Raw genomic sequence first — 18,156 nt, 5'->3', positions numbered from 1 at the left:
CGGCGCACTGCAACAAAAACAAGGAGAAGCAAGATGGCGAAGGTAACCTTTATTGGTCTGGGCAACATGGGCGGGCCCATGGCCTCCAACCTGCTGAAGGCGGGGCATGAGGTCACGGTTTTCGACCTGTCCAAACCGGCGGTTGAAGCGTTGGTGGCCGAAGGGGCGAGCACTGCGGATTCAGCGAAAGCTGCAACCCAGGGCGCCGAATGCGTGATCACCATGCTGCCGGCGGGCAAGCATGTGGAAGCGGTGTACCTGGGCGAAGACGGCCTGCTGGCAGCCCTGCCGGCAGGTACCCTGGTGATTGACTCCTCCACCATTGCCCCGGAAACCTCCCGGGCGGTGGCAGAAGCCGCAGCGGCAAAAGACCTGGCCTTTATCGACGCGCCGGTATCCGGCGGCGTGGGTGGCGCGAAGGCCGGTACGTTGACCTTCATTTGCGGTGGCGAAGTGGCCACCTACAACAAGGCACGGCCGGTTCTGGAAGCCATGGGCAAGAACATCTTCCACGCTGGCCCACACGGTGCGGGCCAGGTCGCCAAAATCTGCAACAACATGATGCTGGCCATCCTGATGGCGGGCACCAGTGAAGCCCTGGCGCTGGGTGTGAAGAACGGCCTGGACCCTGCGGTACTGTCGGAAATCATGAAGCAGAGCTCCGGCGGCAACTGGGCCCTGAACGTGTACAACCCGTGGCCGGGGGTAATGGAAGGGGTGCCGGCATCCCGGGATTACCAGGGCGGTTTCCTGGTGAACCTGATGACCAAGGACCTGGGGCTGGCGTTTGATAACGCGGTCGCCAACCAGGCCTCCATCCCCATGGGCTCCCTGGCCCGCAACCTGTTCCAGCTGCATGCCGGGCAGGGTAACGGTGAGCTGGACTTTTCGAGTATCCTGAGGCTTTACAAACCGGACTGAGTAGTAGAGCCATGCAAGTAACATTCGGGGAGCTGAAGGCTTTCCTTGAAGATCACTTTCCCCAGGGTACCGCCTACGGCACCCTGCAGGAGCTGGGTGATGGCTGGGCCGAGATGAAGCTGGAGGTGGACGACGGCCACTTGCGCCCCGGTGGAACCGTGTCTGGCCCGGTTATGATGGGGCTGGCAGACGTGGCCATGTACGCCGCTCTGCTGGGCAAAATCGGCCTGGTACCCCTGGCGGTAACCACCAACTTCAACATCAACTTCATGCGCAAGCCCGCCGCCCACGCTGCGGTGTGGGCCCGCGCCACCTTGCTGAAGGTAGGGCGCACGATGGCGGTGGGTGAGGTGTCGATCTATTCCACAGGTATGGAGGAGCCGGTGGCCCATGCCACCATGACGTACTCTATTCCTCCGGAGAAACATCGGCCCTGATGCCCCGGCTTAGCTCCGGCGCCAGGGCTTCGGCAATGTACCGGTAGCCTTTGATGCCGGGGTGGTAGCCGTCGCTGGCCAACAGCCCGGTATCTTCAATCACTGGGTAGCGGGCGTAGCGGAAGTGCTGCGGTACTTCGCTGGCCAGTTGCCGGTAGATGTTGTCGAGAAGCCTGGCCCGCCATCCCATCACGTAGCGCAAGGGCGCCGGCAGGGCGGTGAAAAGGTGCATGGGAGGTACGCTCAGCAGCATCAGGGGTGCCGGATACCGTGCTTCGAGCAACTCCCTCAGTTCAAGCAGTTGCCGGCGGAATCGTTTCCGGGTCGTAAAACCGGTGGTGTCGTTGACCCCCATGCTCAGGATAACTACATCGGCTTCCGGTAAGTCTGTTTGTTCCAGTGCCCGGTTCAGGGCATTCAAACGAATACCGTTCACCCCGAAGGTATGCCAGGCGATGGTTTGCCCGGTTCCCTCATAGAGCTCCCGTGCCAGCTGGCTGGCCAGGCCCTGATCGTGGGTCTGGGCGCCCACGCCGGCTGCGGTGGATTCGCCAATCACCAGAACGCGCCGGGCGGGCTCGCCCTCACCATACTGCCCGCACGGAGATCCGGAGGCCTCGGGCAGCCGTGGCGTGGTTTGACGGGTGCGCTTACCCTGATACAGCAACACCGGAAAGAGCACAGCCGTGGTCAGCCAGAATGGAAGATGCATTGCATAGATCCCGGGTTTAGTGGAGCGGAATAATCCTGGTATGGGCGACATTAGCCGCCAGACTCTACCAACGGTACAATGGCGGCTTCTCTACGACCAATTTTGGCAGGAACTCTTTGAAAATCCCTGAACGCCTAAAGCCCCTCGCCGATGATGGCATTATTGATGAAGTCATCAGCCGACTCATGAGCGGGAAAGAGGCCGATATTTATATTGTACGGTGTGGTGATTCGATTCGCTGCGCCAAAGTGTACAAAGATGCGGTAAAGCGCAGCTTTAAAAAAGCGGCGCGATATCAGGAAGGTCGCAAGGTTCGCAGCGGGCGCCAGGCCCGCGCCATGGAAAAGCGTTCTAACTACGGCCGCAAGCAGCAGGAAGAAGTCTGGCAGAATGCCGAAATCAATGCGCTGTCCACGCTGGCGAAAGCCGGTGTACGCGTGCCTGAAACCTACGGTTGCTTTGACGGCGTGTTGCTGATGGAACTGGTGACAGACGATACCGGCGATGTCGCACCACGACTGGCTGATGTGTCCATGTCAGCAGAGCAGGCCATTGAAGACCACACGCTGATGATGCACTACGTAAGGCTCATGCTGTGCGAAGGGATCGTGCACGGTGATTTGTCTGAGTTTAACGTGCTGGTTGACGATTACGGCCCGGTGATCATTGATTTGCCGCAGGCGGTAAATGCTGCGTCCAACAACAGTGCGCAGGAAATGTTCGACCGCGATGTGAATAACATGCGCCGCTATTATGGCCAGTATGCACCTGAGATCCTGGACACCCGGTTCGCCGGGGAGATGTGGGCGCTGTTCGAAGAGGGGGAACTGACCCCCGACTCTGTGCTGACGGGTGAATTTGAAGATGACAGCGGCAGCTCTGATGTTGATGCCGTGCTGGAAGAGATCAAAGCAGTGATTCAGGAAGACCTCGAGCGCAAAGAGCGCTTGCGCGAGGCGGATGAAGGATCAGACCTTTAACCCTGTGTCAGGCCCCCGTGGGCGGGGCCCTTCCAGTTCAGCCACTCATGGCCTGTCCCACTTTGGAGCCGTTGTGGCGGTTGAGCTGGCCGCAAATCCAGCCGCCGGTCGCCACCAGTTTCTCCAGGTCGACACCGGTTTCGATCCCCAGGCCATTTGACAGATAGAGCACGTCTTCGGTGGCCACATTGCCGGAGGCGCCCTTCGCATAAGGACAACCGCCCAGGCCCGCCACCGAGGCATCGATTACGCTGATGCCTTCCTCCAGTACCGCATACAGATTGGCCAGGGCCTGGCCGTAGGTGTCGTGGAAGTGGGCCGCCAGTTTATCCATGGGGATATGGGCGGCCACGGCCTCCAGCATGCGTTTGGCTTTCAGCGGCGTGCCCACGCCGATGGTGTCACCCAGGGAAATCTCATGGCAGCCCATGTCGTACAGGGCCTTGGCGACGCTGGCGACCTGCCGGGGTTCAATGTCGCCCTCGTAGGGACAACCCATCACCGTCGACACGTAGCCGCGCACCGGAATGCCGTGCTTTCGGGCCGCTTCCACCACGGGAGCGAAGCGGTCCAGGCTTTCGGCGATGCTGCAGTTGATGTTCTTTTGGGTGAAGCTTTCGGAGGCGGCGCCGAACACCGCAACTTCGTCGGCTCCGGCCGCCAGGGCATTTTCGAAGCCTTTGAGGTTGGGGGTGAGGGCAGAGTAGCGCACGCCGGCCTTTCGGGTGATGCCGGCCATGACCTCGGCGGCATCGCCCATTTGTGGCACCCATTTGGGGGAGACAAAGCTGGCGGCTTCGATGTGGGTAAGGCCGCAGTCGGCCAGCCGGTCGATCAGCCCGGTTTTGATGCTGGTAGCAATCACTGGGCCGGGTTCGTTCTGCAGACCGTCCCGGGGGCTCATTTCCACCAGTCGAACACGTTTTGGAAAGGCCATTACGCGGTCTCCTCAATCTCGATGGCGATCAACTCCGCCCCTTCGGATACCTGGTCACCCTGGGCAAAAAACACCTCGCTGACGGTGCCATCGGCCGGGGCTTTGATGGCGTGCTCCATTTTCATGGCTTCCATGATTACGAGGGTCTGGCCGGCGGTGACCTTATCGCCGGCCTGTACCTGCACCGCCACAATGGCACCGTTCATGGGGGCAGAGAGGCTGCCGTCGCCGGCCAGGTCTTCGGTTTCCCAGCGTTCACGGTAGAGCTTGCAGGTGATGCTGTTGCCTTCGTGGAACAACACCAGTTCGTCGTGGTGCAGGTTGCCGTACACGCACAGGCGGTGGCCGTTGATGACTGCTTGCAGGTAATCGTCCTGCAGGCTGGCCTGCAGAGTATAGCGGTTGTCGCCGAGGGTTATCTGATAGCCGTGATCCTGCTCAAGAACCCTTAGTTCGACCACCTCCTCGCCAATCTGCAGGGCCAGGGGTTCTGCGTAGTCGGAATTCAAACGCCAGCTGTTCTGCCGGCCGAAGGGCGACCAGGGGTCTGTGCTGACGGCTTCCCGGGATTTGCGCTGCTCCAGGACAAAGCCGGCGGCTAACACAAGAACCTTGTCCGTATCCGGTCCGGAAGCGGGAAACAGCAGCTCGCGGTGGTCGTCAATAAAACCGGTGGTCAGCTCGGCCTGGCGTAAGGGTTCGGCATCGGCCAGGGCGTGCAGGAAGCGGATATTGGTTTTTACCCCGGCAATGCGGTACTGCTCCAGGGCCTGCACCATGCGGTTGATGGCCTGTTCGCGGGTTTCGTCCCACACGATGAGCTTGGCGATCATCGGGTCGTAGTGGATGCTGATCTCGTCCCCTTCGGTAACGCCGGTATCCACTCGAACGTGGGCGGATTCTTCCGGGGTGCGCAGGTAACGCAGGGTGCCGGTGGCAGGCAGGAAGTCCTGGTCCGGGTCTTCGGCGTAGATGCGCGCTTCCAGGGCGTGGCCGCGGGTTTTCACCTGTTCCTGGACCAGCGGTAACGGCTCACCCCAGGCCACTTTCAGCTGCCATTCCACCAGGTCTTGCCCGGTGACCATTTCGGTAACCGGGTGTTCCACCTGCAGGCGGGTGTTCATTTCCATGAAGAAGAACGAGCCGTCTACGTCGTACAGGAACTCCACGGTGCCGGCGCCCACGTAGTTGATGGCTTGCGCGGCTTTAACGGCTGCCTCGCCCATGGCTTTGCGGGTTGCATCGCTCAGGCCCGGTGCGGGCGCTTCTTCCAGTACTTTCTGGTGGCGACGCTGCACCGAGCAATCCCGCTCGGCCAGGTAGATGCCGTTGCCTTGCTGGTCGCAGAACACCTGAATTTCCACGTGGCGCGGCTGGGTCAGGTAGCGCTCGATCAGCATGTCCGGGTTGCCGAAAGCGTTCCTGGCTTCCCGCTGGGCGGCGGCCAGTGCGTCGTCGAAGTCGGCCATGTTTTCTACCACCCGCATGCCTTTACCACCACCACCGGCAACGGCCTTCAGCAACAGCGGGAAGCCGCATTTCTCGGCCTCGGCCCGCAGCAGCTCCGGCGACTGGTCTTTACCGTGGTAGCCCGGCACCAGGGGTACGCCGGCTTCCTCCATAATCGCCTTGGCGGCGGATTTGGAGCCCATGGCGGCGATGGCCGAAGAGGGCGGGCCGATGAACACAATGCCGTTGGCTTCGCAGGCTTCGGCGAAGCCGGTGTTTTCAGACAGGAAGCCGTAGCCGGGGTGAATGGCCTGGGCGCCACTCTGCCTGGCAATGTCGATAATGGTGTCGGCTTTCAGGTAGCTGTCAGCGCTGGCGGCCGGGCCGATGTTGAAGGCCTCGTCTGCCATGGCAACATGACGAGCGTTGGCGTCAGCGTCTGAGTAGACTGCCACGCAGCGGATACCCATGCGGTGGGCGGTCTGGATAATCCGGCAGGCGATTTCGCCCCGGTTAGCAATCAGGATTTTATTGAACATTATGTGTTGTCTCCCGGAACCCAGCTGGCCTTTCGTTTGTTCAGGAAAGCGCTGAGCCCTTCCTGGCCTTCCTCACCCACACGGATGTCGGCGATGCGTTGGGCTGTGTCTTCGATGACATCGGCACCGATAGGCTTGTGGCTGACGGCAAACACCAGGTCCTTGGCGGCACTCATGGCTTGCGGGCCATTGGCGGCCAGTTGTTGCAGCAGCTCGTTGCAGCGGGCGTGCATGGCGGCTTCGTCGTCACAGACGATGTGCACCAGCCCGTATTCGCTGGCCTGTTGCGAGTTGAAGACTTCGGCGGAGATGAAATAGCGCCGGGCCTGTCGCTCACCGATTGCCCGCACCACGTAGGGGCTGATAACGGCGGGAACCAGGCCGAGTTTCACTTCGCTCAGGCAGAAGCTGGCGTTTGCAGTGGCCAGTACGATGTCGCAGCAGGCTGCCAGGCCGACAGCACCACCGTAGGCTGCGCCCTGAACCAGGCCGATCACCGGCTTGGACAGGTGGTTGAGGGTGCTCATCAGCCTGGCCAGTTCCCGGGAGTCGTTCAGGTTTTCGGCATGGTCGTTGTCTGCCATGCGGCGCATCCAGCCAAGGTCGGCACCGGCGGAGAAGTGTTTGCCTTCGGAGCGCAGGATTACGATGCGGGTTTGGTCATCTCGTTCGGTGATTTCCAGTGCCTTGATCAGCTGCTGGATGATCACGTCGTCAAAGGCGTTGCGCTTGTCTGGCCGGTTCAGCACGATTTCGGACACACCACCTTCCAGGTAATTGAGCAGAACGGCAGAGGTCTGTTTGGTCATGGCGTTCTCTCCGGTTACATGCGGAACACGCCAAAGCGCGTCGGCCTGGCGGGTCGGTTCAGGGTGGCAGACAGGCTCAGGGCAACCACTTCCCGGGTCTGGGCCGGGTCGATCACGCCGTCGTCCCACAGGCGGGCGCTGGCGAAGTAGGGGTGGCCCTGTTGCTCGTATTTATCGGCGATGGGTTGCTTGAATTCGGCTTCTTCTTCGGCGCTCCAGTCCTGGCCTTTGCGCTCCATGCCTTCACGTTTGACGGTGGCAAGTACGTTGGCGGCCTGTTCGCCGCCCATTACCGAGATGCGGGCATTGGGCCACATCCACAGGAAGTCCGGGCTGTAGGCTCGGCCGCACATGCCGTAGTTGCCGGCCCCGTAACTGCCGCCAATCAGTACGGTGATCTTGGGCACGTTGGCGCAGGCCACGGCCATGACCATCTTGGCGCCGTGCTTGGCGATGCCTTCGGCTTCGTATTTCTGGCCCACCATAAAGCCGGTGATGTTCTGCAGGAACAGCAGCGGGATGTTGCGCTGGCAGCACAGTTCAATAAAGTGCGCGCCTTTCTGGGCGGATTCGCTGAACAGGATGCCGTTGTTGGCGATGATGCCCACGGGGTAGCCGTGGATATGGGCGAAGCCGGTCACCAGGGTGGAGCCGTAGTAGCGCTTGAATTCGTCAAATTCGGAGCCGTCGACGATGCGGGCGATCACGTCGCGTACGTCGAACTGTTTGCGCAAGTCGGTGCCGACGATGCCGTAGATTTCTTCCGGGTTGTACAGCGGTGCTCTGGGTTCGCGCAGTTCGACCGGCACGGGTTTGCGGCGGTTGAGGTTGGCGATGCAGCGCCGGGCGATGTCCAGGGCGTGGGCGTCGTTCTCGGCGTAGTGGTCGGCCACGCCGGAGGTTTTGCAGTGTACGTCTGCGCCGCCCAGGTCTTCGGCGCTGACCACTTCGCCGGTGGCGGCTTTGACCAGTGGCGGGCCGGCCAGGAAGATGGTGCCCTGGTTGCGCACGATGATGGATTCGTCGGCCATGGCGGGTACGTAGGCACCGCCGGCGGTGCATAGGCCCATAACGACGGCGATCTGGGGGATGTCGTCGGCAGACATTCTGGCCTGGTTGTAGAAGATGCGGCCGAAGTGGTCGCGGTCCGGGAAGACTTCGTCCTGCCTTGGCAGGTTGGCGCCGCCGGAATCCACCAGGTAGATGCAGGGCAGGCGGTTGGTTTCGGCGATTTCCTGGGCGCGCAGGTGTTTTTTGACGGTCAGCGGGTAGTAGCTGCCGCCTTTAACGGTGGCGTCGTTGGCGATGATCATGCATTCGGTGCCGCTGACCCGGCCGATGCCGGCGATTACGCCTGCGGCGTGGACGTCTTCGCCGTAGACGTTGTAGGCGGCGAACTGGCCGATTTCGAGGAAGGGGGAGCCTTCATCGAGTAGTTTGTTGATGCGTTCGCGGGGCAGGAGTTTGCCGCGTTCGGTGTGGCGCTTCTGGTATTCGGGGCCGCCGCCCTGGTGGATGGTTTCGACTTTTTCCCTTAGGTCGGTTACGGCGGCGGCCATGGAGTGGTGGTTGGCCTGGAATTCGTCGGACCTCGGGTTAATTTTGCTCTGGAGTATCGTCATTGGATATTCGTCCGTGCATCGGCCCTGCGGGTAGAGCGACTCAAAAACCGCTACAAGCACGTCCCTGTGCGCTTCTCTCCGGCCATCCATGGCCTACGAAATTTTTGAATCGCTCTACCCGCAGGACCTCGTTTGACTTGGTCAGTGGATTCCGCGCAACGCTTACTTGTTCAGGAACAGTTCTCTGCCAATCAACATCCGCCGGACTTCAGACGTTCCAGCCCCGATTTCATACAACTTCGCGTCCCGCAGCAGGCGGCCGGTGGGGTAGTCGTTGATGTAGCCGTTGCCGCCGAGGAGCTGGATGGCGTCGAGGGCGAGTTTGGTGGCCATTTCGGCTGAATACAGGATGGCGCCGGCGGCGTCTTTGCGGGTGGTTTCACCGCGGTCGGCGGATTGGGCGACCATGTAGACGTAGGATTTGGCGGTGTTCATGAAGGTGTACATGTCGGCTACTTTGCCCTGTACCAGTTCGAATTCGCCGATGGCCTGGCCGAATTGTTTGCGTTCGCGGATGTAGGGCACGACTACGTCCATGGCGGCTTGCATGAGGCCGAGGGGGCCGCCGGAGAGGACGATGCGTTCGTAGTCGAGGCCGCTCATGAGGACTTTGGCGCCGTTGCCAACTCCGCCGAGGACGTTTTCTTTGGGGACTTTGCAGTCTTCGAACACCAGTTCGCAGGTGTTGGAGCCGCGCATGCCGAGTTTGTCGAGTTTCTGGTGGCGGCTGAAGCCGGGGTAGTCGCGTTCTACGATGAAGGCGGTGACGCCTTTGGAGCCGCCTTTCGGGTCAGTTTTCGCGTAGATGACGTAGGTGTTGGCGTCTGGCCCGTTGGTGATCCACATTTTGTTGCCGTTGAGGACGTAGTGGTCGCCTTCGTCGCGGGCGTGGAGTTTCATGGAGATGACGTCTGAGCCGGCGTTGGGCTCAGACATGGCCAGGGCGCCGATGTGTTCGCCGGTGATGAGTTTGGGCAGGTATTTCTGTTTTTGTTCTTCGGTGCCGTTGCGGTTGATCTGGTTGACGCACAGGTTGGAGTGGGCACCGTAGGACAGGCCAACGCTGGCGGAGGCCCGGCTGATTTCTTCCATGGCCACTACGTGGGCCAGGTAGCCCATGCCGGCGCCGCCGTATTGTTCGCTCACGGTGATGCCCAGCAGGCCCATGTCGCCCAGTTTGCGCCACAGGTCCATGGGGAACTCGTTGGTGCGGTCGATTTCCTCGGCCCGGGGGGCGATTTCATCGGCGGCGAAGCGGTTGACCTGTTCACGCAGGCTGTCGAGGGTTTCGCCGAGGCCGAAGTTGAGTTCGCTGTATTGGGATTTCATGGTGCTTACCTTTTGTTCTTGTTGCGTGTTCGTCTTTGGTGTTTTGCCTAACTGGCTTGCCGCAGCTCTGCCAGGGCTTCCCGGCAGCGGGCTTCGTGGTTGTCGAGTTCGATTTCCATCATGGCGATGTCGTGTTTCTGCTGCTCCAGCTGGGCGCGCCGGCGTTCAACCACCTCCAGGGCCATGAGTAACTGTTTCTCGCTGCCGGTGGCGGTTTCGTCCCACAGGGAGAACAGTTCCCGGGTCTCCGCCAGGGAAAATCCCATGCGTTTGCCACGCAACGTCAGCTTCAGGCGCACCCGGTCTTTGCTGCTGAAAATCCGGGTCTGGCCGTTGCGGGTAGGGTGCAGCAGGCCTTCGTCTTCGTAGAAGCGAATGCTTCGGGTGGTTACGTCAAACTCCTTGGCGAGTTCGCTGATGCTGAAGGTTTTCTTGTCGCTCATGTGCGGCCCGGAACGGTTGTGTTATTTCTGCTCAGGTTAATTGAAGTTGACGTTAACGTAAAGTGCGGATTATAGCTGGTTTGGGCTCCCAGACTTCCGGTTATGCGGGCGGGCTTGCGGGGTGGCCTTTTCATTTTCCTTGAAAAAGAACTCGCTGCGCTCAGACATCTTTTTCTGGCGAAAAATGAAAAGACCACACCGCGCCGACGGGCATTGGCGGGTTCTCGTTTGAAAAGACGTGTCTGGGAAAATCCAAAGCTTAACCTCTTGACCGGCTGCTAACCTCCACAATCTTTGCTTTTGCCTGTGTCTTTAAACTCTCCTATCCCCGTGTTGCCCGTCGGTAGGGGGGTATGGGGTATTTTTCTGACAGGGAAAAAGATGTCTGAGCGCAGCGAGTTGTTTTTCCCCGAAGAAAAATACCCCATACCCCGCGTACCTGCCCCCGCACCCAGCAGGCTAGGAGCCCAAGCCAGGCCCACACTACCCGTTAACCTGGCTGCCACGCCATCGGGCCGGCGATAAGCCGGTCCAGCGTTTGAAGGCCCGGGAGAAGGCGGCGGTTTCGGAGAAGCCCACCAGTTCGGCGATTTCGCTGATGCTCAGACTTTCGCTGGTCATCAGGCGGGTGGCGTGTTCCCGCCGCAGGGTTTCTTTGATCTTGCGCAGGGAGGTGCCTTCGTCCTGCAGTTTTCGGCCGATGTTGCGGGGTGTCATGTGCAGCTCCCGGCCCAGGGCGTCGAGCCCCGGCATGTCCGGGTAATTGTAGCGGGCGAGCAGGGCGTGGATGCGGGCGCGCAGGCTTTCGTCCTGGCTGGGGCGGTGCAGGATGTAGGCCGGAGCCGCCTGCAGGAATTGCCGGAGCTCTTCCTCGCTGCGCACGATGGGCAGCTGCAGGTATTTTTCATGGAACAGAAAGCCGCACACCGGCTGCTCGAATTTCAGTTCGCCCGGGTACATGGCCCGGTACTCGGCTTCGTGGGCCGGAGCCGGGTAGCTGAACTGGGTGCGGGCGAAGGGGATCTGTTGGTCTACCAGCCAGCAGGACAATCGCTCCCACATCAGAATCAGGAACTCCTGCAGCAGGTGGTCGGTGTCGTTTTGGGCGTCTTTCAGGTGCAGCCGGAAGAACACCTGCCTGCCTTGCTCTTCAAGGGCGATATCCAGGTTGCGGCAGATCACCCGGTAGAAGTGCGCGCTTTTTCGAAGCACGGCACCGAGCGTGGCCGAGCCCAGGCAGTAGTCGCACATCAGTGCAAAAGTGCCGTTATTGCAGGGTTCCGATGACAAGCCGAGGAATTCGTCCCGGGTTGCGCGCCAGACCGATTTCACCAGTTGGGTCAGTTGTTGTTCGGTGATCAGCTGTTCCGGCGTGTTCAGCCAGTCGGCAGGGATGCCTGCCTGTTCAAGCAGTGTGGGGCCGTCGTGGCCCTGGCGTTCCGCGCCACGAAGGGTCGCTTGAAGGTAGTGGTTGGCAATGTGAGCCTTGGCCATAGTGGTCAGCGCAGCCGCGTAACAGGTCAATTAATTCGGCAAGAAGGGTCATTCTAGCCCGGAGGCATACGGAGTCTAATAGTGTTCCATTTTATTCACTGAATTTAAACGCGGGGCGCCCATGTCAGCAGAACAGGCAGAAACCGAATTATTCCAGGCCATGATTGTCCGGGCTCTGGAGCAGGAAGTCACACCTTTTTATGAGCAGTGGGAAGAGGCTGGAGAAATTCCCCGACAGTTGTGGCACACCCTGGGTCAGGCCGGCATGCTCGGCATTGATATGCCCGAAGAGTATGGCGGTGCGGCTGCCAGCTTCGAGGTGAGCCAGCTGGCGATCGAAGAAATCGCCCGCATGGGCTTTGGCGGCCTCGCCTCCGGGTACAACATCCATGCCAACATTGTGATGCCGTACATCCTGCATCTGGGGAATGAACAGCAGAAACAGGCCTGGTTACCGGCGATGATCTCCGGCGAGGTGCTGGGTGCCATCGCCATGACCGAGCCGGGTGCCGGCAGTGATCTTGCTGCTATGCGCACCACGGCGGAGCGCACCGAGGGCGGCTGGCGCATTAACGGCGCCAAGGTGTTTATCACCAACGGCTTGCATGCCGATATGGTGATTGTCTGCGCCAAGACTGATCCGAAAGCCGGCGCCAAGGGTGTGTCGTTGTTCCTGGTGGATACCAGCCTGCCGGGCTTTAGCCGGGGCAAGGGCATCAAGAAGATCGGCCAGCACGCCAGTGACACCGCAGAGTTGTTTTTCTCGGACCTGATCGTGCCTGAGGAGGCACTGCTCGGGGAAGAAGGCAAAGGCTTCGCCTACCTGATGCAGGAGCTGCCCCGGGAGCGGCTGGGTGTGGGTGCCCAGGCGATCGGTGCCTCCGAAGGTGCATTGGCGCTGACGCTGGATTACGTGCAGCAGCGCCAGGCCTTCGGCCAGCGCATTGCCGATTTCCAGAACACCCGGTTCAAGCTGGCGGAAGCCCGGGCTCGTATTGATATGGCCCGTGCTTACCTGAATCAGTGCATCAGCAAGTATCATCAAGGCGCCATGACGGCCACCGACGCAGCCATTTTGAAACTGATGCTCACCGAAATGCAGTGTGACATTGCCCACGAGTGCCTGCAGTTGTTCGGCGGCTACGGTTACACTCTGGAATACCCGATTTCCCGATTCTTTGTAGATGCCAGGGTACAGACCATTTACGCTGGCACCTCGGAAATTATGAAAGAGGTGATTGCCCGCTCGGTGCTGGGCAAATAAGCCTTTCAATTACTGCCTTACAGGAGAGAACCATGAAACTGACAGACGTAGTCATTCTGGACGGTGTGCGCACCGCCATCGGCAGCTTCGGCGGCACGCTGAGCTCACTGACCCCCGCACAGCTGGGCACAGCAGCGGCCAAAGAAGCCATCAGCCGTGCCGGTGTTCCTGCCGAAGATATCGACCACTCGGTCTTCGGGCACATCATCACAACCGGCCCCGAGGATGCCTACCTGGCCCGGCACATTGCCCTGAACGTGGGTATGCCCAAGAGCTCTGCGGCGTTCAACGTGAATCGCCTTTGTGGTTCCGCCGTGCAGTCGGTGATCAGTGCTGCCCAGCTGATCGCCATGGGCGACAGCCGCATGGCGCTGGCCGGTGGTGCGGAATCCATGAGCCAGGGCGCTTACCTGCTGCCGAATGTACGCAAGGGCTTGCGTATGGGCGATGGCCGCGCGGTCGACCTGACCCTGGGCATTCTGAGCGATCCGTTTGGCAGTGGTCACATGGGTATGACCGCCGAGCGTATTGCCGCCAATCAGGGCCTGAACCGGGAAGAACTGGACGCGTTTTCTGCTGAAAGCCACCGCCGGGCCGCGAATGCCATCGAGAAAGGTTATTTCGATGGCCAGATCGTGCCGGTTACCGTCAAACAGGGTCGCAAGGAAGTCGTGTTCGATAAAGACGAGCACGTACGCCCGGGCACCACGGTAGAAAGCCTGGCAGGCCTGAAACCTGCGTTCCAGAAAGACGGCATTGTGACCCCGGGCAATGCCTCCGGCCTTAACGACGGTGCCGCAGCCATGGTACTGACCAGTGCCGCAGAAGCCGAAAAGCGTGGCCTGAAAGCCCGCGCCCGATTGGTAGGCTATGCCTTTGCCGGCGTAGATCCGGAAGTGATGGGCGTGGGCCCGATTCCGGCGGTTCGCCAGGTTCTGAAGAACACCGGTTTGTCTGTGGCAGACCTGGATGTGATCGAATCCAACGAAGCCTTCGCCGCCCAGGCCATGGCCGTCAGCCGCGAGCTTGGCCTGCCGGAAGACAAGGTGAACCCGAACGGCGGCGCGGTCGCTCTGGGCCACCCGGTGGGTGCGACCGGCTCCATCCTGATTATCAAAGCCCTGGCGGAACTGGAGCGTACCGGTGGCCGTTACGGCCTGATCACCATGTGTATCGGTGGCGGGCAGGGTATTGCACTAATTGTTGAGCGCCTCGGCTGAAACGGGTGTTGTTTCAGCTAGGGTATCTGGATTAAGTTTACGTAAACGTAAACTATGCGCGGCCAGTTTTCGGCCGCGCTAATACCAATAACAGGACACAAGTTATGGATTTCAAAAACACTCCCGCCATCGTCACCGGCGGTGCCTCCGGCCTGGGTGAAGGCGCCGCTCGGGCGCTGGCTGCCGCAGGCTGCAAAGTGGCTATCCTGGACCTGAACAAAGAGCGTGGCGAACAGGTGGCAGCCGAGCTGGGCGGGATTTTCATCGAATGCAACGTGGCCTCGGAAGAAAGCGCGGAAGCTGCACTGAAAGCCGCCCGGGAAGCCCATGGCCCCTGTGGTATTGCGGTGAACTGTGCCGGCATTGCCCCGGCATCAAAGATCCTGGGCCGTGAAGGCGTGATGCCGCTGGACAGTTTCAGCAAGGTGATCCAGGTAAACCTCATCGGCACCTTCAACATCCTGCGGCTGGCGGCAGCAGACATGGCCCAGCGCGAACCCAACGCCGACGGCGAACGGGGCGTGATCATCAACACCGCATCGGTTGCCGCCTACGAAGGCCAGATTGGCCAGGCCGCTTACAGTGCCTCGAAAGGCGGTGTGGTAGCACTGACCCTGCAATCGGCCCGGGAACTGGCTCGCGAAGGGATCCGGGTGAACACCATTGCTCCGGGCCTGTTCATGACCCCGATGATGGCTGGCATGCCCCAGGAAGTTCAGGACAGCCTGGCCGCCACCTTGCCGTTCCCCAAGCGCCTCGGTAAGCCGGAAGAATTCGGTATGATGGTCGACCAGATGGTACGCAACCCCGTTCTGAACGGCGAAGTCATCCGGCTCGACAGCGCCCTGCGCATGGCGCCCCGGTAAGGCACGGATAACAAGGATAAAAGGTGAGCGAAATGACCAACACCGTTGATCAGGAAGAACTGGCACTGTTCCGGGATGCCGTCATCAAGGCCCTCGAAACCGAAGTGGCGCCCCATTATGAAGCCTGGGAAAAGAGCGGCATCGTACCCCGGGAACTCTGGAACACCCTGGGCGCAGCCGGCATGCTGTGTGTGGACGTAACGGAAGACTGCGGCGGCTGCGGTGCGCCGTTTCAGTATTCGGTTGTGGTGGGCGAAGAACTGGCCCGGATGGGATTCGGTGCGTTGTCCACCAACGTGATGGTGCATTCCGACATCGTAGCGCCGTATCTCAGCCACATCGGTAACGACGCGCAGAAGCAGCAATGGCTGCCGAAAATGGTCTCCGGCGAAGCCGTCGGCGCAATAGCTATGACCGAACCGGGAGCAGGCAGCGACCTGCAGGCCATCCGCACCAGCGCAGTGAAAGACGGTGACGACTACATCCTGAACGGCTCCAAAACCTTCATCACCAACGGCCAGCACGCCGACATGGTGATCGTCGCCGCCAAGACCGACCCCAATGCCGGCGCCAAGGGCATCAGCCTGTTCCTGGTCGACACCTCGTTGCCGGGCTTCAGCAAAGGCCGCAACCTGGACAAAATCGGCCAGCATTCCGGCGACACCTCTGAACTGTTCTTCTCCGACATGCGCATCCCCGCCTCGGCGTTGCTGGGTGAAGAGGGGCAGGGCTTTGTGTACCTGATGCGCGAGCTGCCCCGGGAACGACTGGTCATCGGCGCCTTGGGTGTTGCCGCCGCCCGTGGCTCACTGGACATGACCATCCAGTACACGCAAGAGCGGGAACTGTTCGGCCAGAAACTGAGCCAGCTGCAGAACACCCGCTTCGAAATCGCCCGCATGGAAACCGACTACCGCATTAACAAGGCATTCGTCGACCAGTGCATCCGCGAATACGAAGACGGCAAGCTGGATGCGCCGACAGCGTCCATGGCCAAGTACAGTGCCACTGAGATGCAGTGTCGCGTGGCTGATGGCTGTTTGCAGCTGTTCGGTGGTTACGGCTACACCACCGAGTATCCGATTTCCCGCAATTTCATCGATGCGCGGGTTCAGCGGATTTATGGCGGCACTTCCGAGGTTATGAAGGAGATCATTGCCCGTTCGGTGCTGGGGCGCTGACTTTGGTGCTTTGGTCTGGCTTGGGCTCCTAGCCTTACCGTTTTGCGGGCGGGCTTGCGGGGTGGCTGTCGGATTTTTTTTGGAAAAACAACTCGCTTCGCTCAGACATCTTTTTCCGGCAAAAAATCCGACAACCACCCCGCGCCGACGGGCATTGGCGGGTTTTCGCTTGATAAGAGCAGCTGTAGCGTTTGGGTAGTGACCAGTTTGATGCAACGTTCAATGGTGCTTCAGGTTGCTCTCGTTGCTTTTTGCTTTTTGCTTTTTACATTCAGCATCCCTGTGCTGTACGTCGGTAGGGGGGTGTGGGGTATTTTTCTGACAGGGAAAAAGATGTCTGAGCGAAGCGAGTTGTTTTTTCCCGAAGAAAAATACCCCACACCCCGCGTACCTGCCCCCACAAACGGAAGGCTGGGAGCCCAAACCAGCGGCCCACAAACCGAAACAAGACCGATCGGCAACATAAGAACACGAATTAGATTCTGTTGAAGGAGAACGAAATACATGAGCAACGACATTGTCATTGCAGGCTCCGCCCGAACTCCGATGGGTGGAATGATGGGCTCGCTGAGCTCTGTTCGCTCGCCTGAACTGGGGGCGGTTTCCATTAAGGCTGCCATTGAACGTGCAGGGCTGCAGCCGGCGGACGTTCAGGAAGTCATCATGGGCTGTGTGCTGCCTGCTGGTCTGGGACAGGCGCCGGCTCGGCAGGCGTCTCGTGCGGCCGGGATCCCGGATAGCTCCGGGTGTACCACCATCAACAAAATGTGCGGCTCCGGCATGCAGGCCATTATCATGGCCCATGACCAGATCAAAGCGGGCACCAACAGCATCATGATCGCCGGTGGTATGGAAAACATGAGCCAGGCGCCGTACCTGCTGCCTAAAGCCCGCGCAGGCATGCGCATGGGTCATGGTCAGGTGATGGACAGCATGTTCCTGGATGGCCTGGAAGACGCCTACGAAGGCGGTCTGATGGGCGTTTTCGCACAGCGTACGGCTGATGAGTTCAACATCACCCGTGAAACCATGGACGAATTCGCCATTGGCTCCCTGCAAAAAGCCCTGGCGGCGATCGAGAATGGCTGGTTCCGGGATGAAATCGTACCGGTGACGGTCTCCGGCCGCGGTGGAGATACCCAAGTCGACATCGACGAACAACCGGGCAACGCCAAGCCGGAGAAAATCCCCCAGCTGAAACCAGCGTTCGCCAAAGACGGTTCCGTAACCGCTGCCAACTCCAGCTCCATCAGCGACGGCGCCTCGGCCCTGGTCCTGACCACCGCTGAGGAAGCTCAGAACCGTGGCCTGACCCCGCAGGCGCGAATCGTAGCCCACGCCACCCACGCCCGCTTGCCAGCGGAGTTCACCCTGGCCCCGATCGGTTCTATCGAAAAGGTACTGAAAAAAGCCGGCTGGACTCTGGATGATGTCGACCTGTTCGAAATCAACGAAGCCTTCGCAGTGGTTACCCTGGCGGCGATCAACGAACTCAAGTTGCCGGCTGAAAAGGTCAACGTCCACGGCGGCGCCTGCGCTCTGGGCCACCCCATCGGCTCTTCCGGCTCCCGTATCATCGTCACCCTGATCAATGCCCTGAAGCAGCGCGGCCTGAAACGCGGTGTGGCGTCCCTCTGCATTGGCGGTGGTGAGGCGACTGCCGTGGCTGTGGAGCTCATTTAAGTCTGAGTTCCCGGGGGCTCGGCTTGGGCTCCCAGAGGCTCCCAGCCTTCCGGCTGTGCGGGCGGGCTTGCGGGGTGGCTGTTGGATTTTTTTTGGAAAAACAACTCGCTTCGCTCAGACACCTTTTTCCGGCAAAAAATCCAACAGCCACCCCGCGCCGACGGGCATTGGCGGGTTCTCGGTTGAAAAGACTTTTCCGTGAAGAACCAATGCTTAATCTTGAGACAGGCTGCTAACCCACACAATCTCTTTGCCTTTGCCTTTGCCTTT

16 protein-coding genes are annotated in these 18,156 nt (G+C 60.2%); 8 read left to right on the top strand and 8 right to left on the bottom strand.

Features of this window, described 5'->3' with window-relative positions; translation table 11 throughout:
- Positions 1-33 precede the first annotated feature (33 nt).
- Positions 34-921 (top strand): 3-hydroxyisobutyrate dehydrogenase, encoded by an 888-nt coding sequence (gene mmsB, locus B9Q17_RS15245; RefSeq protein ID WP_094625858.1) that lies wholly within the window; start codon positions 34-36, stop codon positions 919-921.
- Between the two features lie 11 nt (positions 922-932).
- Positions 933-1,358, top strand: coding sequence for a PaaI family thioesterase (locus B9Q17_RS15240; protein ID WP_094625857.1), 426 nt, complete (start codon positions 933-935; stop codon positions 1,356-1,358).
- On the opposite strand, the gene B9Q17_RS15235 is transcribed toward B9Q17_RS15240, so the two are convergent.
- Complete coding sequence (locus tag B9Q17_RS15235) at positions 1,330-2,070, bottom strand: SGNH/GDSL hydrolase family protein (RefSeq protein WP_094625856.1); 741 nt, start codon at positions 2,068-2,070, stop codon at positions 1,330-1,332. The two genes, B9Q17_RS15240 and B9Q17_RS15235, sit on opposite strands and share 29 nt — an antisense overlap.
- 116 nt (positions 2,071-2,186) lie before the next feature.
- Here B9Q17_RS15235 and B9Q17_RS15230 point away from each other — a divergent pair, with 116 nt between their 5' ends.
- A complete protein-coding gene (locus tag B9Q17_RS15230) occupies positions 2,187-3,050 on the top strand; it encodes a PA4780 family RIO1-like protein kinase (protein ID WP_094625855.1) in 864 nt (287 codons plus the stop codon).
- A 37-nt stretch (positions 3,051-3,087) separates the two neighbouring features.
- On the opposite strand, the gene B9Q17_RS15225 is transcribed toward B9Q17_RS15230, so the two are convergent.
- From B9Q17_RS15225 to B9Q17_RS15195, 7 genes are all read right to left on the bottom strand, one after another.
- Complete coding sequence (locus B9Q17_RS15225; RefSeq protein ID WP_094625854.1) at positions 3,088-3,987, bottom strand: hydroxymethylglutaryl-CoA lyase; 900 nt, start codon at positions 3,985-3,987, stop codon at positions 3,088-3,090.
- Positions 3,987-5,975, bottom strand: a complete 1,989-nt coding sequence (locus B9Q17_RS15220; protein WP_094625853.1) for an acetyl/propionyl/methylcrotonyl-CoA carboxylase subunit alpha — start codon at positions 5,973-5,975, stop codon at positions 3,987-3,989. The genes B9Q17_RS15225 and B9Q17_RS15220 overlap by 1 nt, the downstream gene beginning before the upstream one ends.
- A complete protein-coding gene (locus B9Q17_RS15215) occupies positions 5,975-6,784 on the bottom strand; it encodes an enoyl-CoA hydratase-related protein (protein WP_094625852.1) in 810 nt (269 codons plus the stop codon). Before B9Q17_RS15215 ends, B9Q17_RS15220 begins: the two co-directional genes overlap by 1 nt.
- A 14-nt stretch (positions 6,785-6,798) precedes the next feature.
- Positions 6,799-8,406 (bottom strand): carboxyl transferase domain-containing protein, encoded by a 1,608-nt coding sequence (locus B9Q17_RS15210; protein WP_094625851.1) that lies wholly within the window; start codon positions 8,404-8,406, stop codon positions 6,799-6,801.
- 162 nt (positions 8,407-8,568) lie between these two features.
- Positions 8,569-9,735 carry an isovaleryl-CoA dehydrogenase gene (locus B9Q17_RS15205; protein ID WP_094625850.1) on the bottom strand — a complete coding sequence of 389 codons (1,167 nt, stop codon included), beginning with the start codon at positions 9,733-9,735 and terminating at the stop codon, positions 8,569-8,571.
- A 47-nt stretch (positions 9,736-9,782) separates the two neighbouring features.
- Positions 9,783-10,178 carry a MerR family transcriptional regulator gene (locus tag B9Q17_RS15200; RefSeq protein ID WP_094625849.1) on the bottom strand — a complete coding sequence of 132 codons (396 nt, stop codon included), beginning with the start codon at positions 10,176-10,178 and terminating at the stop codon, positions 9,783-9,785.
- 483 nt (positions 10,179-10,661) lie between these two features.
- Positions 10,662-11,702, bottom strand: a complete 1,041-nt coding sequence (locus tag B9Q17_RS15195; RefSeq protein WP_208618793.1) for an AraC family transcriptional regulator — start codon at positions 11,700-11,702, stop codon at positions 10,662-10,664.
- Between the two features lie 91 nt (positions 11,703-11,793).
- Between B9Q17_RS15195 and B9Q17_RS15190 the strand changes: the two genes are divergently transcribed.
- The 5 genes from B9Q17_RS15190 (at position 11,794) to B9Q17_RS15170 (ending at position 17,886) form a co-directional block, all read left to right on the top strand.
- Positions 11,794-12,936, top strand: coding sequence for an acyl-CoA dehydrogenase family protein (locus B9Q17_RS15190; RefSeq protein ID WP_094625847.1), 1,143 nt, complete (start codon positions 11,794-11,796; stop codon positions 12,934-12,936).
- 32 nt (positions 12,937-12,968) lie between these two features.
- Complete coding sequence (bktB, locus tag B9Q17_RS15185) at positions 12,969-14,156, top strand: beta-ketothiolase BktB (protein ID WP_094625846.1); 1,188 nt, start codon at positions 12,969-12,971, stop codon at positions 14,154-14,156.
- Between the two features lie 104 nt (positions 14,157-14,260).
- Positions 14,261-15,022 carry a 3-hydroxyacyl-CoA dehydrogenase gene (locus B9Q17_RS15180; protein ID WP_094625845.1) on the top strand — a complete coding sequence of 254 codons (762 nt, stop codon included), beginning with the start codon at positions 14,261-14,263 and terminating at the stop codon, positions 15,020-15,022.
- A gap of 32 nt (positions 15,023-15,054) precedes the next feature.
- Positions 15,055-16,203: an acyl-CoA dehydrogenase family protein gene (locus tag B9Q17_RS15175; RefSeq protein WP_022989428.1), complete on the top strand. Its 1,149-nt coding sequence runs from the start codon at positions 15,055-15,057 to the stop codon at positions 16,201-16,203.
- A 504-nt stretch (positions 16,204-16,707) separates the two neighbouring features.
- Positions 16,708-17,886 (top strand): thiolase family protein, encoded by a 1,179-nt coding sequence (locus B9Q17_RS15170; protein WP_094625844.1) that lies wholly within the window; start codon positions 16,708-16,710, stop codon positions 17,884-17,886.
- The last annotated feature ends 270 nt before the right edge of the window (positions 17,887-18,156 follow it).

Origin of the sequence: Marinobacter vinifirmus (genome assembly GCF_002258215.1) — a bacterium.
GTDB classification, from domain to species: Bacteria; Pseudomonadota; Gammaproteobacteria; order Pseudomonadales; family Oleiphilaceae; genus Marinobacter; species Marinobacter vinifirmus.
This window is presented reverse-complemented; position numbering and strand designations above follow the sequence as displayed.